Genomic DNA, 16,803 nt, shown 5'->3' on the forward strand with positions numbered 1-16,803 from the left:
CCTGATTAGCGGTAGTTGTATTGTTTTGATTTGCTTTCACTTTTAAGAAATGTTTTACCTTTGGAAATCGGGCTTCTCCGCTTTTAGAAGTCTAAAGCAGTTTTGATTTGCTTTCACTTTTAAGAAATGTTTTACCTTTGGAAATCCCCGAAACCCTTCACAACAAACAGGCAAAAGTTTTGATTTGCTTTCACTTTTAAGAAATGTTTTACCTTTGGAAATCACAATGTACCTGATTAGCGGTAGTTGTATTGTTTTGATTTGCTTTCACTTTTAAGAAATGTTTTACCTTTGGAAATCGGGCTTCTCCGCTTTTAGAAGTCTAAAGCAGTTTTGATTTGCTTTCACTTTTAAGAAATGTTTTACCTTTGGAAATCCCCGAAACCCTTCACAACAAACAGGCAAAAGTTTTGATTTGCTTTCACTTTTAAGAAATGTTTTACCTTTGGAAATCACAATGTACCTGATTAGCGGTAGTTGTATTGTTTTGATTTGCTTTCACTTTTAAGAAATGTTTTACCTTTGGAAATCTTGTACCCAGAAAAGAGTAGATTTGAAAAGTGTTTTGATTTGCTTTCACTTTTAAGAAATGTTTTACCTTTGGAAATCTTCAATTCAAAGATTTCCTTTTGCATAACCGTTTTGATTTGCTTTCACTTTTAAGAAATGTTTTACCTTTGGAAATCACATCTATCCAAAAAACATAAGGGTTCCAGTTTTGATTTGCTTTCACTTTTAAGAAATGTTTTACCTTTGGAAATCGAAGTTTATCAGGTGCCAAAGGGCAATACGTTTTGATTTGCTTTCACTTTTAAGAAATGTTTTACCTTTGGAAATCGCTTAAACGGTTGTTAATACTATTCGCTAGTTTTGATTTGCTTTCACTTTTAAGAAATGTTTTACCTTTGGAAATCTTATTGAAGGAGCAAAATGAGCTATTGAAAGTTTTGATTTGCTTTCACTTTTAAGAAATGTTTTACCTTTGGAAATCTTATTGAAGGAGCAAAATGAGCTATTGAAAGTTTTGATTTGCTTTCACTTTTAAGAAATGTTTTACCTTTGGAAATCCATCCACAAATGTCTATACTTCCCCTCCTGTTTTGATTTGCTTTCACTTTTAAGAAATGTTTTACCTTTGGAAATCCAGGGCAAGGACTTACAGGTGCCAAGCGGTGTTTTGATTTGCTTTCACTTTTAAGAAATGTTTTACCTTTGGAAATCCCCGAAACCCTTCACAACAAACAGGCAAAAGTTTTGATTTGCTTTCACTTTTAAGAAATGTTTTACCTTTGGAAATCACAATGTACCTGATTAGCGGTAGTTGTATTGTTTTGATTTGCTTTCACTTTTAAGAAATGTTTTACCTTTGGAAATCAAAAAACCCTGCGCTGATCTAAGTCCTACTGTTTTGATTTGCTTTCACTTTTAAGAAATGTTTTACCTTTGGAAATCTATAATCTTCTGTTTCAAAATCTGAATGATGTTTTGATTTGCTTTCACTTTTAAGAAATGTTTTACCTTTGGAAATCAAGAATTAAGAAATATTCATCAGATCACAAGTTTTGATTTGTGAAGTGGTCCAAGAAAATGGTACACAAATCTAACTTAAATTTGTGTTATGGATCAATCAAAGACAAACAATCGGAGGAGGAGGTACGATACCGAGTTTAAGCTTAATGCCATTCATTTGCTCGAATCCGGGAAGAACGCTAGCGAATTAGCTGATTCTCTTGGCGTTAGTAAGCAAATGCTTTACAATTGGCGTAGTCAAATCAGGATTACCAGGAATGCTTCCGTCCAGCCAGGAACAAATAATCCTTATACTGAACTTGAACAGCTCCGTAAGAAATTAAGGGATGTTGAAATGGAAAGGGATATTTTAAAAAAAGCCTTGAACATTTTCAGCCGGCAGACATGAAACCAAAAGCTGAATTTATCCAGAGTCTAAGCGGTGTGTATCCTACTAACAAGCTTTGCAAGATGATGAATATTCCAAGGAATACTTTGTATCATTTTATCCACAGGAGGGATTCTCCCACTAAACATTTGGGATTAAGAGACCGAATAAAATCCGTATTTGACTCTCATATGAATAGGTATGGAAGTCGTAGAATTAAAATGGAATTAGCCGTAAAATATTCAAAAAATGTTAGCCGCCATTTGATTCGCAAATGTATGAAGGAACAAAATTTGAAAGCAATCCAGCCAAAGAGTTTTGTTCCAAAAACAACTGATTCCACCGGGACCAAATTTCCTGCACCCAATTTACTTCTTGATTTTGGAAAGGCGCAAAAACCAAATGAAGTATGGGTTGGTGACATTACCTACATTCCTTTAAAGAATGGCCAATGGGCCTATCTTTCAACTTGGATTGATACTTATTTGCATAAAGTAGTGGGCTGGGATGTTCAGACTCATATGAGAAGCGAACTGGTTATTTCAGCCTTCAATAAAGCAAAACTGAAATGCATCCAAAATAAATTAAGTGTGATTGTCCATTCTGACCGAGGAACGCAGTACTCTAGTAAAGATTTCAAAAATGCCATTAAAGGAAATAGACAAAGTATGACTCGCAAAAACGAAGTTTATGACAACGCAATTGCCGAATCATTTTTCTCAAGGCTCAAATGCGAATGCATTAGAGGTACTGTATTTGATGATTTGGATCAATTAAGATTCACTCTGTTTGAATACATAGATGGCTATTACAACACAATCAGAAGGCATTCATCCATTCAATACTATACACCCTTAGAATTTGAAAATATTTATTATTCGAAAAATCAATTCACTCATTGCAACTAATATGGAAACAAAACATGACTTTGCATTTTTACCCTTAGACGAGGACCAAGCTTATTGCGGACAAAATGTCAAGAGTTCCGCCGACCTCTTTATTCTGTATTCTTCCGGCGGAACTCGACTTGCTCTTGACATTTTGGGAGCAATGCTTATCTTTGTCGCAGGGGTAAAATGTGTACTAATTTTATTTTTTAACTAAATTAGATCAGTGTCCCATTTATTGGTACCATGTCATTGCTTTCACTTTTAAGAAATGTTTTACCTTTGGAAATCACAATGATCATACTAAAATCCTAATTTTTAGTTTTGATTTGCTTTCACTTTTAAGAAATGTTTTACCTTTGGAAATCGGTTTTAACGATTTAGGGCAATACTTCCCGTTTTGATTTGCTTTCACTTTTAAGAAATGTTTTACCTTTGGAAATCCGTATTCCATCAGAACGAATACACTTACTAGTTTTGATTTGCTTTCACTTTTAAGAAATGTTTTACCTTTGGAAATCTTTCCAAAATGGAAATACAGCCAGTATTTTGTTTTGATTTGCTTTCACTTTTAAGAAATGTTTTACCTTTGGAAATCGGTACAAAGAAAAAGAATGCAAAAAAGTAGTTTTGATTTGCTTTCACTTTTAAGAAATGTTTTACCTTTGGAAATCTTCGGAGGCGCAAGATCGGTCCTAATTGACGTTTTGATTTGCTTTCACTTTTAAGAAATGTTTTACCTTTGGAAATCCATTTCGATGGCCATATTTTCAAATCTTTCGTTTTGATTTGCTTTCACTTTTAAGAAATGTTTTACCTTTGGAAATCTTAGATTTAGCGAATAAAAATAATATAAAAGTTTTGATTTGCTTTCACTTTTAAGAAATGTTTTACCTTTGGAAATCACATATTCGGTTCCTTCAAGTACGCCATCTGTTTTGATTTGCTTTCACTTTTAAGAAATGTTTTACCTTTGGAAATCGCTTTCAGTTTCGTGTTTATGCCATTGTTTGTTTTGATTTGCTTTCACTTTTAAGAAATGTTTTACCTTTGGAAATCATATAGGCTCGTGACATTCTCAATTTTAGTGTTTTGATTTGCTTTCACTTTTAAGAAATGTTTTACCTTTGGAAATCTGTTTTTGAAGTAATGATAACAAAAGATAGTTTTGATTTGCTTTCACTTTTAAGAAATGTTTTACCTTTGGAAATCGTTAGATTTATGGATATAGTTTACCCTTTAGTTTTGATTTGCTTTCACTTTTAAGAAATGTTTTACCTTTGGAAATCGAAGTAGCCGAAATAGAATTACAAAAGTTGTTTTGATTTGCTTTCACTTTTAAGAAATGTTTTACCTTTGGAAATCTATCATATTGCTGAAGTAAGCCCATATATCGTTTTGATTTGCTTTCACTTTTAAGAAATGTTTTACCTTTGGAAATCTATTTTTTAAATTTTAGTTCCCGAATCTTGTTTTGATTTGCTTTCACTTTTAAGAAATGTTTTACCTTTGGAAATCCATACCGATTAATTTCTATTCCAAAGATAGTTTTGATTTGCTTTCACTTTTAAGAAATGTTTTACCTTTGGAAATCTCAAACGGTTGGAAGGGCTTATTTGCGGTGTTTTGATTTGCTTTCACTTTTAAGAAATGTTTTACCTTTGGAAATCATAACGCATACGCCAATGATAATAATGACAGTTTTGATTTGCTTTCACTTTTAAGAAATGTTTTACCTTTGGAAATCGATGAACTACACAACCTGCCTGAACTATTAGTTTTGATTTGCTTTCACTTTTAAGAAATGTTTTACCTTTGGAAATCAAAAATTTCATGGTTGATTGTGATGCCGTTGTTTTGATTTGCTTTCACTTTTAAGAAATGTTTTACCTTTGGAAATCAAAAGGGTATGTGTGTCAAAAGAAATTATTGTTTTGATTTGCTTTCACTTTTAAGAAATGTTTTACCTTTGGAAATCTTTCCTGATTCAGACCCTGTAGAGCCTTGTGTTTTGATTTGCTTTCACTTTTAAGAAATGTTTTACCTTTGGAAATCAAGATTATGCTAATAATTTGATTTCCAAAGGTGTAAACAATGTTCCTTCCAAAAAAAATCTACAATTATTAAACGTAAATTCGCTCCCAGTTTTACATTTTTTAAAAAAGTTCTAACATTGGTTTTTGGCCTTCCAATGGTTGTTTTGCAATACCGTGATAAACCTCCATCATTCCAAACTGCTTATCAGTCATACAACCTATAACCACATGCCCCTTCGCTGGCAATATTTTTTTTACGCCTTGGATATACCGATCTGCATATTCCTTGCTAAGACAATGTCTGGAATAGATGGAAAATTGAAACATGGAAAATCCTGCCCGAATTAAGTTCTTTCTAAACAAGGCATATTCTCGCTTTTCTGCTTTAGTTTCTGTTGGTAAATCAAAATACACCATGACCCACATGATTCTATAATGGTTAAATCGTTCTGACTGATTCATAACAAATCAGGTAATTCAAGAAACTGAATGCTTGATTCATCGTAGCATTTGGAAAGTGATCGACACATCGTTATAATGGCATTTTGGACTGGACTTTTATGGCCTGCGATATCCACGTCAAATAATAAAAAATCCAGAATTTCTTTCCTAACTGAAATCTCTAATTCTAAGATTGCCTGTTCACCAAATTTTTCAGAATCGATCATATGCAATATATGCTGGTCGATCAGTGGTCTAAACGGCTCCATCATATCATCCGCCAAACAAAATGGATTGTATTGATTCCTGTGGTTAATACCAATAATAGGCAAAAGGCCAGCAAGTACCAAGCCTCTTGCGACCGCTGATCTTAAAATGATATAGCCATAATTTAAAATTTGATTGGGCGACTCTCCAAACCGATCTCTAACAAATCCTTTTATTGGAATTAGCCTTTTCCAATACCAGGCCGCGCCTTGAGCTTCTGCATTGGCTGTATCTCCACTCCTTACTCCTGCTGACAATTTCTTTAGATATGCTACATCAATTCCCCTTTTCTCCAGTATTTTGGCTTGATTTTTCAATTTTGAAGCTATTACTCTTTGCCAAATATTTTTATTCATTGGCTTGGATGCATTTACTTGGTTTTGGATCTTCAATGTTGCTTGTGAATGTCCATAAAGAGGCAACCACATTCCAAGCGGCATATGCTTTACATCACATACTACTACATTCACTTGATGTTCAATACATGCTTGAAGGGTAGGAATTGTTAGATAGGCTTGGGGATGATCAATCATGATCATCATATAGTCCTCGATTGGGCGAGAATGAGATTGTCCTGCCTGATCTGTAATAATAAATTGATCCAGTTGTGTCCTAATCTTGACAGGATTCTGTATGGTAATTGTCTTCTTAATCAATTGTTTAATTAAAACTCTTTAGAAATAATATTGCCTAGCAAATCCAACTTCACTTTAACGGCTTTAAATGTATTTGAAGTCCAACGTATTTTAACAGGAGGTTTGTCATAATCAGCTTTGATATTGGAAATACACGATTTTCCTATATCAATAATATTCCCTGTAAACTTTATTACATGGTAGAGATTATCATTTAGGTATTCCTGATTACTCCAATCAATTTCGTCAGTATGTTCCTTATAAATGATAAATTTATCATAAGCGGATACCGTAAATTTCAATTTTTTATCATTATACATTCTATTAATAACCGGTTCTCCATTCAATTTTCTACTTACAGCTTTATAAAAATTTAAGGAATCAAAGTCTCGTTTCTTGGTTATTTCATCTTCATAAATAGCCAAGGTAAAATTATTGCCAGGTTCTACAAAAGTCTTGGTATCACGTCTGAGCATTGGTAGTTCCCTAGAATTATTGATGCATCTCACTCTTCTTAAAGGCCTTCCTTGCCAATAAATTGGTTCTTTTATAACTGCGGCCCATCCTCCAGAATTAATTTCTATGAGACTATTCAAATAATTTCTAATTGATGGATCAACTATTTTATCAAATTGCTTTGGGACTAAAGTTTTAACATCCTTTCGGACAACATAACTGTATGTTCCTGAATCATTAAAATTGATTCTTCCGTACAAAGTATCTTCGTGTAAAGAACCTCTCAAGGAGATTGTGCTCTGTAGATGCCCTCTTTTACTATATCGATACTTATTGATAGATTTAGAGATTAACTTTTGGTTGTATTTATGGACTACCAGAATTGAATTTATTTTATCTTCTATCTCAGTTCTAAAAGAAGGCCATGGAGTCAATATATCATCAAATCTGAGATTATTATATTTTCCGGATTTGGACAAAGCCAATTGTTGAATATGTGAGGGATTCGTAGAAGCAATCACTACCGCATCAATAAAATGGTGCCTATGATCACCTCTGTTTTTTACAAATGTTCTCATTTCCTGGTCCAATCCATCGTACAATAATTTATTCAAGCCCCAGGCCTGTCTTAAATAACTGGTTGTACCACCTTTTGTCGTGTAAACATTAGGAATACATTCTCTTATCTTACCGACTGCCAATCTGGCTATATAGGCAGAATCTGTAAGTTGATTGCTTAAGAAGTCCTCAGACAATGACTCCTGTAAAAAAATATCCCTCTTTGCTTCATTTGCAAATAAAGCGATTCTTTTCTTGAAATTTTCATAGTCTGCTTTTGACTTTGTTGCAAAGTACTCAATTGGCGTCCTCTCTCCTTTCTCCTTGTTTACCTGTCTTTCACAGATCGTTTTATTCATAAAGGAATCATCCAAAGATCTGCTGAAAGGAATTATATGTTCAATTTCAATTTCTGGGCTGATCAATTGACTTAAATTGATCACTTTTCCAGTGTACGGTGATATTCTATCAGCCTCCAACCACAATCTATATTTCTCCAGATCCGATGCCTTAATAAATTCTGCAAATCCTTTAAATTCTTTAAAATCATCTGCATCACAACCCAATTCTAACCAAAGTTCATATTTTTTAAGCATAGAATCATTATAAGCCAACTCATACCCACAAACCTTTGAAAGTACTTCTAAATAAAGGGCTCTCTTTTTCTCTTTATTTCTATTTCTATTAAATATTTTTTCTCTTTGTTCCTTTGGTTTTTTTAATTCTCTGCCCAATTCAATTCTAATCACATCAGGTTTGCCGTGTTTATCGATGATCCTATTCACCAAATTGATACAGATATGTACGCTTTTCTGAACAACTGGATTTCTAAACTCATTGGTTTTTGGATGCTCTACTTTATCTTTAAAAGTCTCTATTTTATTATACGAATGATGATAACCGGCCATGTCACATGCAGCTGAGTAATTATACCCACTTTTCAAATATTCCAAAATTTTCAAAGCCGCCTTATGACTAATATTGGAATAATCAGCCTCCATGGGCATAGACCATAATTTATCTGCTGTTTGTCCATCTATTTGGAACTTCCTCAATAAATATTCCTTAAATTTAATCTTTTGATCATCTTCGGTAAATAACAAAGAATGATAAATGGAGAGTATTTCATCGTATGAAAATAAATTGAATTTTGAAGCCAATACCTCTTTAATTCGAATTAAGGTAGTGGTTGATTTTAACTCAATACTATTAAATACAACCCTTCTTGATAAACCAAGTACCTTTTTTAACTCTGCTTCTTTCACTCCAACCTTAGAATAATACAAATTAGCAGCCAGCATTTTTTGATCTTCCGACAAGGAATCTGTCTCACCTGTATCATAATCCGTCCAAACTAAATTATGGATTGCGGACCAAAACCTAAATTCTTGAAATAAAGGATGACTTTTGGGCATGCATTTCTTGTTTGCTTCAAATCTACAATTGCTCACAAGATGTTTGCATGATTTGAGTTTTCTTTGAAAAAATATTTCCTGCATCACATCCAAAATAATCTGTTCATTCACCAAATGATTATTAAGACTCAATTGCTTACTTAGAATATCGTGCAGCTCCTTTTTATACATTTCTCGATCTGTATACCTATCGAGAATTCTCTCTTCCAACCTGTTTCCCTTTCTGTGTTCACAAATTAAGTCATAATAATAATGTCCTAATGTCATAAATCCTCCTTCCTTAAGTTTAGCATGCAACTCATCAATGCTTTTCTTCACTTTTCCAGTCTCGGAGTTTCCTTCACCCTCTCTTAACTCCATAGATCTGGAACTCTTAAAGCCCCTCTTACCTGCAAAATATAATAGAATCCTTGATAATTCTATAGGATCCAGAATTCGATTTAATCCCTCAAATCTAATCCTGTACAAATCTAAGGGATCAGATGAGTGTTTAATCCCATCGTAGATTTCACATTGCCAAGATTGAGTTAGCAAAGCTCGAATTCTTCTTATGCGCATTTTCCTTCGAAAATTACGTCTTCTGGCACTTCTATATCCTGTGCGTTGCTGTGCATAAGACTCCTCTTTACCACTCACTTGATCTTGATTATTACCTCGTGGAAAAATAATTACTCCTCCATCTATCAAAGCTGTGTCCTTTTCAATCAATGCCCACCCCAAAGAATTGGTGCCTAAATCAAGTCCTAAAATTTTTGTCATTAATAGATAATTTCTTACAAATATAGTAACTTTGCTCTTGAAAGCAAATCAGAATAAAGATTATTCTGTAGGCTTTTAGCCTTAGCCCCACTTCGGTAGGGGCTTTTTTTATCTAATTTTTTTAGATATAAATATTAAAATTTTAACCTATAAATTAATTAGATATTTATAATATCCACACCTTGTAAAAAATATGCCTGATCAAGTTATGATTAAAATGATTCGTCTATTTATAAATACTTGACTTCATCCACGTTTCAGCATTCTGGTATGCCATTTTATCAAATAAATTTGGTGATAAATGTTGGCTCATTTTTTCACGCAAGCTTCTCTCCACTTTAGGCAGGTCTTTTTCTCCAGCACCCACCTCTGTGTAAGTCATATAAAAATCAGTACCAAATAATAGTCTGTTGGATCTGTGAGAATGTATGTTACTATCAAAGTCTGATTTAATTAATTCTTTTATAAAATGCTCATCGTACAACGAGTAAGAAACATCCATATAAACATTTGAATTATTGTCTACAAGCTCAAGACATTTTTGGTACCAATTTCTTTTGTCTTTGTTTTTTCCATTCCTGCGATCAATTTCAAGGTTGATCTCTTCATTGGATCCTGAATGAGCCAGACAAATTTTCAAATCCTTAAATTCTTTCAATACTTCTATATAATTATCCGGATCACTAAAGCATCTTGCTCTTCCGGTGTAGTCCTTTCTGACATTCAACCAAGCTAAACTGGGCAGGTTAATCTTTCTGTGTTGACCATTCAGATCAAGAGGATTCCTATCAATTTCAGTAGTTTGTTTGACATATCTTGATCCCCCAATGGAACAATGCGTCATGATTGGCAACTTATTATCAATTGCAAATTGGTAGAAGGGTCTAAGTCTGAAATCCCAAGGAAAATAACCCTCAGCGGGATACATTTTCAAACCAAGGAAACAACCTGATGCAAACTTTTCTTGCAGTAATTGGTAGATTTCATTTGGATCCGTTAAAAAATCATAATTTCTAGGCTCCATGAAATAAAATGGTAAAATCTCAGTTGGAAATTGATGTTTGAGTTCTAGGATTTCTTTGACAAAATCATCATAACTAACCTTAGCCTTTGCATTGCTTACAAATTTAAAATCTTGCATAAGAACTACAAACCGAGTCTTGGGTGGATAGGCAGAGCGCAAGATTTCAAATTGCTGTCTAACCGTCATTCCATAACCAAACTTAATAAAATTAATGTATCTTTTGATAGAGTCAGTACCGAAATATGAAAACAAATTGAGGGCGCGGTTTCCCAATGGATGATCCAAGATACTTCCAACAGAAGGCAATAGAAAATTTGGAATCCATTTTACATACAGCTTGAGTAAATCTTCCGGTACATGATATTCATTGAAAAGGTGGGTATGGCAATTGATCATTCCTTTCATGGCATTTGGCTTTGAGTTTCAGAACTAGGTTCGGGCTTTATACCACCCTTTCGAATATTTAGAAATCTGGCTAACAAATCAAACCAGAATCCTGACTGAACTGTCAATAATAAGCCCCCTATTAACCAACCTATGAAATTTGCCAAGTTCAGGTATTTCCCATAAATTTCAACAATCATGTCTCTAACCACACCAATTCCGGTAGATAGATTGGCTGATTCCCAGCGCAGCTCCAAACTACTGCTAAATTTATAACCAAATGGCAGCTCCACTTTTTGAAGATTCTTAATCGATTCAAGCCATTCTTTATAATTACTTTTATTTGCAGAATTTAAACTGTCTGCTACCATTTTTTCTGCGACTTGGATAGTTGCTTCTCTCAAAGCTGAATTTTGTTTCATTTCCTTGAAGATTTCAATAGGATTAAAATTGAAAACTATACAAAACAAGGTGGTCCATCCAATTAAATGGGATTGAACCTTCCTTTTATACCATCCGCTTGTCCGCTCTCCGTAATGTTGGTACCATATCATCAACTCTTTTGAAAGCTGCTCTAAATTAATTTTAGATGGGTCGACGAAAGCAGGACTTGATAAAATGGCTTTAAGTGGACTGTCATCCATATTTGTCACAGCATCCTTCAATAAATCTGCGTTTGTCAATTGATCTGGAGAGCTGAGAATCGCTTGACCTGATTCATAGGTATATTTTGTCAGTGAATTTTTATAATTCGACAACACCACATCCAAAACAGCCTGGGCAAAGTTACGATCCGGAATGTAGGATGGAAGTTCTTTGCTTTTGCTCAATAGTCGAATGGTAGGATGAGAGTAGATTTGTCCTATCAACTGACCTGTATTATGTGATTCAAACATCCTTGCCAAGGAATCTCGGAGAAATTTCCCCCTGCTGTTTGTATAAGAAGAATACCATTCGTAGAGAGCTCCAAAAAGAAGACTGGCCAGCAATATAATGGTGACCATCGAAATTATGAGATCCAAAGTTTGACCGATCATTTTACCCAAAGTTTTAACAAAAGTAAAGGCTTGACACCCAAAATGCAATATAACTTTTGTTATACTTCAGGTATTTTTCCAGCGCTGTAATTCAAGCTGGTTTTGTTTTGCTTTCTCTTTTAAGAAATGTCCAGGCTTTTAAAATCACACATTAGCCTATTTCTTAATCACACTCATTGATACCATTCCATTTGTACTCAAAGCTGAAAGCAAATACATTCCGGACGGAAGCTGTTGATCTGTTTTAATTTCAATCATTCGATCAGAGATATTCCTTGTGGATATTTCAATATTTTGACCCAATGAATTTGTTAATTGAAGCTCAGAAGTATTGGGAATTGAAACATTACATCGAAGTACCAATTTATCCTGAAATGGATTCGGAAAAACATTCCACTCCGTATCTTCAACATCTCTGTTTGCAATCACCATACCAGGTGTAAATCTAAACACCTGATTCTCCTTAGGCCATCCATTGAAATAGATACCGGGTGTATTTAAATCAGTAGCCGTATTGGAATGAATCGCACTGAAACTATCTGGATTGCCACTCACATATAGAAAAGTATCCAAATGAATATCTTCCGTGATTGTATCAAAACTGGTATTATAAGCCAAAGACACCAACGGACCAGGAAAGAATCCAAATATTTCCTGAATATTGTTTAATTCAGATGGTCCAAAATGCATTTCTATGGCATTGTCTTTCTCATAAAACCTAAATTGGAAGTTGACAAAATCATTGATCGTTGGATCGTCCGTGTAAAAACCCGCATTGTTGTATTCCACGATCGCCACACGCTCTCCAACGGTTCCGGTATTTTGTACGTAAATCGGTGACAATGGCTCTCCTTCTGCAGTATTCATCCCCAAATCCATATAATCGGCGTATAAGAAAATCACTGACTCTGGAAAATCATCCATCAAGGCATCAGGATGAACAAACCAGCCATTCGTGACTCCTAAGAGTCCATCAGCAGATTCACCCATAAAATTTAAAGTAAAATCGAGCGGAGCAAAAAATAATTCATCATCCCAAACAAAATCTTCGGTGACATTGATTCCTGTCGATTCGATAGAAAGGTAAGATTCCATTCGATGGCTGAAATTATACTTTATGGTACTCTGTGATTCCAATGCAATGCACCATGTAAAAAATATAAGGGTAATCATTTTATTCATATTCGTTCTTTTTGATTGTTTAAAAATTTCTGTTTATGGATGGCTATGATGAATTTTGACATTTATGGCAGAAAATTTTGCAATGTTTATTTTTTAGATTTCATAAATCCCGGTAAACCTCTTAAAGCAGCAAGCTCTCGGTATTTTACACCGATTTCTTCTGCAGGAGCGCCAAAGTAGGTTTTGCCTTCTTCCAGATCTTTGGAAACTCCGGATGTAGCTAACACAGTAACATGGTTGGCAATGTGAAGGTTTTGCGCCACTCCGACCTGACCATACAGGGTCACATGATCTCCAATGATGGTTTTACCTCCTATGCCGACCTGCGCGGCAAACAAACAATGTTTTCCAACGACGACACCATGCCCAAGATGCACCTGACAATCGATCTTGGTTCCTTCACCCACGATGGTGTCTCCGGAAACTCCTTTGTTGATGGTACTGCCTGCTCCGATTTCTACATGGTCCATGATTACCGTGCGACCGCCACTTCGCCATTTGACAAATCCGTCTTTCGTCTTCTTGTAATAAAATGCATCAGAACCAATGATAGCTCCAGCCTGTATCCTCACCTCTTTGCCGATGACAGAATATTCTCCAATATAAGCGTTGGCCTGTATCAATGATCCTGCTCCAATTACTGCATAATGTCCTATGACCACCCCGGGCTCGATGATGGCAGTTGGGTGCACAAAAGCGGTATCCGCGATGGATTGTATCAATGGTCTCTCAGGTCGGTGTCTCAGGACAAGAAGGTTGTACAAATCAAACGGATGCTCTGTGACCAGCAGGGTTTTTCCTTCGGGGCATTCAAACTCCTTGTTGATCAAAATCACTGTGGCTGCAGAATGCACCGCACGGTGGTAGTATTTTTCTGCATCGACAAAGGTCAAATCACCGGCGCAGACTTTGTGAATCTCATTGATCCCAAAGATCATCTGATCCGATGATCCGATCAGCTGTAATCCAAATTCTTCTGCGAGGGATTGGACGGGAATGGGTTTTGCTAATTGCATGTTTTGAATGTTCTATCTACTATTTATTAATGGGCTTCCAGCCAATTTTCTCCGAATCCAATGCCTACTTCCAGAGGTACTTTAAGACCCGGAATGGCATTTTTCATTTCGTGCAGTACAATTTCCTTCAGTTGGTCGGATTCCGGTTTGCTCACATCGAAAACCAATTCATCGTGCACCTGGAGAATCATTTTGCTGCTCATTTTATTTTCTTTGATCTTCTGATGAATGTGGATCATTGCTATTTTTATAAGGTCTGCGGCAGTGCCCTGAATGGGAGTGTTGATCGCAACTCTTTCTGCATTGCTGCGCGCCAAAGCATTTTTAGAATTGATGTCCCTCAGGATTCTTCTTCGGCCCATCAAAGTACTCACATATCCGTGAGTTCGCGCATTTTCAACCAAACTATTCATGTAATTGCGCAATCCGGAATAGGTTTTGTAGTATTGATCAATCAATTCCTTTGCCTCAGTTCTGTTAATGCCAAGTTGCCTGGAAATATTGGTCGCACCTGCTCCGTACAGGATGGAAAAATTGACCGTCTTTGCATTGCGTCTCTGGTCTGAAGTCACTTCATCATAAGGCACGCCATACACTTTGGCTGCGGTTGCGCGATGAATGTCCTGACCCTTGATAAATGCATCCAGCATGGCTTCTTCTCCACTCATGTCGGCAATGAGGCGAAGCTCAATCTGACTATAATCTGCAGACAATAAAACATGGTTTGGATTTCTGGGCAAAAATGATTTGCGAATCTCCCTTCCTGCTTCATCTTTGATGGGGATGTTTTGCAAATTGGGGTTTTCGGAAGCGAGTCTTCCTGTGGCTGCCCTGGCCTGATTGAACGAACTGTGTACCCTTCCGGTTTTGGGGTTGACCATGGTGGGAAGCGCATCGACATAGGTCGATTTTAATTTGGACAATTTCCGAAACTCAAGAATGGTCTTGACCAAATCGTATTCCGCAGAAAGTTCGTTGAGGATTTCTTCGTCGGTGCTGTATTGATTGGTTCCGGTCTTTCGCCAGCGATAGGGAATTTTCATTTTCTCAAATAAGACGTCGCCTACCTGCTTGGGACTTGCGATGTTAAATTTTACACCTGCTTGTTCGTAAATCAGTTTTTCTGCACCCAAAATCTGGGTTTCGAGGGTTTTGCTGTAAGCATTTAAAAATCCCGGATCAATCCTTACGCCTTCGTGTTCCATGTCGCACAGGACTTTGACAAGGGGCATTTCAATATTCTCAGCTACCGAAGTAATTTCATTCTTTTTTAATTCTTCCTGCAACAAGGGATACAACCGGACTACCACATCCGCATCTTCCGCAGCGTATTCTTTTATTTGATCCAGGGGGACATCCCGCATGGATTTTTGGGAAGCCCCTTTTTTGCCAATCAGATCTTCGATCGGCACCATTTTGTAGTTCAGATAGGATTCAGACAAATAATCGAGTTTGTGTCTTTGATCGGGTTCGACGAGATAATGTGCGATCATGGTATCAAAAGCAGGTGCAGGCAATTCGACTCCATACTGTCGCATCATCAGCATGTCAAATTTGATGTTCTGTCCAATCCATTTTTTATGCTTGTTTTCTAGAACGAATTTAAATTGATCCACGATTTTTTGAGCTTCTTCCTGATCAGCTGAAACCGGCAGATAATAGGCTTCGGCCGGCTTAACAGAAAAAGACATTCCAACCAGCTGTGCTTGGGTGGGATCGATACCCGTGGTTTCTGTGTCGAAAGAAATCACCTCCGCTTTTTCCAATAGGGACAAAAGTTGCTTTACTTCAGATTCGGTTTGTACCAGATGGTATTGGTGTGGGGTGGTATGGATATCGTGGTCTGCAATTCTGTATTCTTTGACTGCTGTCTCAGGTTTTTCTTCCTTGGCTTCCTCATCAAAGAGCAATTTGCCCGCAGTGCTGGGCTTTTCGCCCAATACCGCCTGAGCCAAAGTACGAAATTCCAATTCTCTGAACAGTTCGGCAAGCCTCTCTTTGTTGGCACCTTCGATGCGGTAGGCTTTTTCATCAAAGACCACCGGTGCGTTGATGTCGATGGTGGCCAATTTTTTACTGAGAATGGCGAGATGGGCGTACTGATCCACTTTCTCCTTTAATTTGCCGGCCAGCAGATCTTTGTTTTGGAGAAGATTCTCGACGGTATCGTATTCCTGCAACAATTTGGCCGCAGTTTTTTCACCTACCCCGGGTATTCCAGGAATATTGTCCACTGAGTCGCCCATCAGACCGAGCATATCGATGACTTGATCGACTCTTTTGATGCCCCAGGATTCGGTAATTTCCTTGGGCCCCAATTTGTCGATGCCGTTGCCTTGTCTGGAGGGTTTGTACATAAAAATATGCTCCTCGACCAATTGGCCATAATCCTTGTCCGGGGTCACCATATACACTTCAAAACCCTCTCTGGCTGCCTGTTTGGCGATGGTGCCTATCACATCATCGGCTTCGTAAGACTCAGCAGTGACAATGGGTATATTAAAGGCCTTGACGATTTCCTCGATGTAGGGCAGTGCGACCGTGATGTCTTCTGGTTGAGCTTCCCGGTTGGCTTTGTATTCCGGATAATCCTGATGCCTGAAAGTAGGACCGTGCAAATCAAAGGCAACCGCAATGTGACTGGGTTTTTCGTTGTTGATGATGTCCCAGAGCGTCCTGGTAAATCCAGAAATGGCACCTGTGTTCAGGCCTTTTGAATTGAGAAGGGGACGGCCGATGAATGCATAATGGGCTCTGTACACCAGGGCGTGTCCATCCAACAAATAGAGTTTTTTCATTGCGGATTGGT

Annotated in this window: 10 protein-coding genes and 3 CRISPR repeat arrays (1 of these 13 cut by a window edge); of the genes, 2 read left to right on the forward strand and 8 right to left on the reverse strand. The window is 36.7% G+C overall.

Features of this window, described 5'->3' with window-relative positions:
• Positions 1-300: direct repeats of the CRISPR family, unit length 47 nt; unit sequence GTTTTGATTTGCTTTCACTTTTAAGAAATGTTTTACCTTTGGAAATC (it extends 209 nt beyond the left edge of the window).
• Between the two features lie 107 nt (positions 301-407).
• Positions 408-1,530: a CRISPR direct-repeat array (repeat unit 47 nt; unit sequence GTTTTGATTTGCTTTCACTTTTAAGAAATGTTTTACCTTTGGAAATC).
• Between the two features lie 88 nt (positions 1,531-1,618).
• Both IPM48_02915 and IPM48_02920 read left to right on the forward strand, forming a co-directional pair.
• Positions 1,619-1,918, forward strand: coding sequence for a transposase (locus tag IPM48_02915; GenBank protein ID MBK9270524.1), 300 nt, complete (start codon positions 1,619-1,621; stop codon positions 1,916-1,918).
• Positions 1,915-2,805 carry an IS3 family transposase gene (locus tag IPM48_02920; protein ID MBK9270525.1) on the forward strand — a complete coding sequence of 297 codons (891 nt, stop codon included), beginning with the start codon at positions 1,915-1,917 and terminating at the stop codon, positions 2,803-2,805. Before IPM48_02915 ends, IPM48_02920 begins: the two co-directional genes overlap by 4 nt.
• A gap of 1,144 nt (positions 2,806-3,949) precedes the next feature.
• Positions 3,950-4,839: a CRISPR direct-repeat array (repeat unit 47 nt; unit sequence GTTTTGATTTGCTTTCACTTTTAAGAAATGTTTTACCTTTGGAAATC).
• A gap of 101 nt (positions 4,840-4,940) precedes the next feature.
• Here IPM48_02920 and cas2 read toward each other — a convergent pair.
• The 8 genes from cas2 to polA all read right to left on the reverse strand — a co-directional run bounded on the left by cas2 (position 4,941) and on the right by polA (position 16,792).
• Positions 4,941-5,282, reverse strand: coding sequence for a CRISPR-associated endonuclease Cas2 (cas2, locus tag IPM48_02925; GenBank protein MBK9270526.1), 342 nt, complete (start codon positions 5,280-5,282; stop codon positions 4,941-4,943).
• Positions 5,279-6,184: a type II CRISPR-associated endonuclease Cas1 gene (gene cas1 / locus IPM48_02930; protein ID MBK9270527.1), complete on the reverse strand. Its 906-nt coding sequence runs from the start codon at positions 6,182-6,184 to the stop codon at positions 5,279-5,281. The genes cas2 and cas1 overlap by 4 nt, the downstream gene beginning before the upstream one ends.
• An 8-nt stretch (positions 6,185-6,192) precedes the next feature.
• Positions 6,193-9,351 carry a hypothetical protein gene (locus tag IPM48_02935; protein ID MBK9270528.1) on the reverse strand — a complete coding sequence of 1,053 codons (3,159 nt, stop codon included), beginning with the start codon at positions 9,349-9,351 and terminating at the stop codon, positions 6,193-6,195.
• A gap of 226 nt (positions 9,352-9,577) precedes the next feature.
• Complete coding sequence (locus IPM48_02940) at positions 9,578-10,780, reverse strand: amidohydrolase family protein (protein ID MBK9270529.1); 1,203 nt, start codon at positions 10,778-10,780, stop codon at positions 9,578-9,580.
• Positions 10,777-11,796 (reverse strand): hypothetical protein, encoded by a 1,020-nt coding sequence (locus IPM48_02945; GenBank protein ID MBK9270530.1) that lies wholly within the window; start codon positions 11,794-11,796, stop codon positions 10,777-10,779. The genes IPM48_02940 and IPM48_02945 overlap by 4 nt, the downstream gene beginning before the upstream one ends.
• Positions 11,797-11,952: 156 nt before the next feature.
• Positions 11,953-12,978, reverse strand: coding sequence for a T9SS type A sorting domain-containing protein (locus tag IPM48_02950; protein ID MBK9270531.1), 1,026 nt, complete (start codon positions 12,976-12,978; stop codon positions 11,953-11,955).
• An 86-nt stretch (positions 12,979-13,064) separates the two neighbouring features.
• The gene (locus IPM48_02955; protein ID MBK9270532.1) at positions 13,065-13,994 is read right to left on the reverse strand and encodes a UDP-3-O-(3-hydroxymyristoyl)glucosamine N-acyltransferase; all 930 of its coding nucleotides are present in this window, start codon (positions 13,992-13,994) and stop codon (positions 13,065-13,067) included.
• A gap of 26 nt (positions 13,995-14,020) precedes the next feature.
• Positions 14,021-16,792 carry a DNA polymerase I gene (gene polA / locus IPM48_02960; protein MBK9270533.1) on the reverse strand — a complete coding sequence of 924 codons (2,772 nt, stop codon included), beginning with the start codon at positions 16,790-16,792 and terminating at the stop codon, positions 14,021-14,023.
• Positions 16,793-16,803 lie beyond the last annotated feature (11 nt).

This window comes from Saprospiraceae bacterium, from assembly GCA_016715965.1.
GTDB lineage: Bacteria > Bacteroidota > Bacteroidia > Chitinophagales > Saprospiraceae > Vicinibacter.

Bases quoted from the DNA above. Each gene is read 5' to 3' on its own strand.
- IPM48_02955 (MBK9270532.1), bottom strand. From the start codon at position 13,994: ATGCAATTAGCAAAACCCATTCCCGTCCAATCCCTCGCAGAAGAATTT.
- IPM48_02950 (MBK9270531.1), bottom strand. From the start codon at position 12,978: ATGAATAAAATGATTACCCTTATATTTTTTACATGGTGCATTGCATTG.
- IPM48_02935 (MBK9270528.1), bottom strand. From the start codon at position 9,351: ATGACAAAAATTTTAGGACTTGATTTAGGCACCAATTCTTTGGGGTGG.
- polA (MBK9270533.1), bottom strand. From the start codon at position 16,792: ATGAAAAAACTCTATTTGTTGGATGGACACGCCCTGGTGTACAGAGCC.
- IPM48_02920 (MBK9270525.1), top strand. From the start codon at position 1,915: ATGAAACCAAAAGCTGAATTTATCCAGAGTCTAAGCGGTGTGTATCCT.
- IPM48_02915 (MBK9270524.1), top strand. From the start codon at position 1,619: ATGGATCAATCAAAGACAAACAATCGGAGGAGGAGGTACGATACCGAG.
- cas2 (MBK9270526.1), bottom strand. From the start codon at position 5,282: ATGAATCAGTCAGAACGATTTAACCATTATAGAATCATGTGGGTCATG.
- IPM48_02945 (MBK9270530.1), bottom strand. From the start codon at position 11,796: ATGATCGGTCAAACTTTGGATCTCATAATTTCGATGGTCACCATTATA.
- IPM48_02940 (MBK9270529.1), bottom strand. From the start codon at position 10,780: ATGAAAGGAATGATCAATTGCCATACCCACCTTTTCAATGAATATCAT.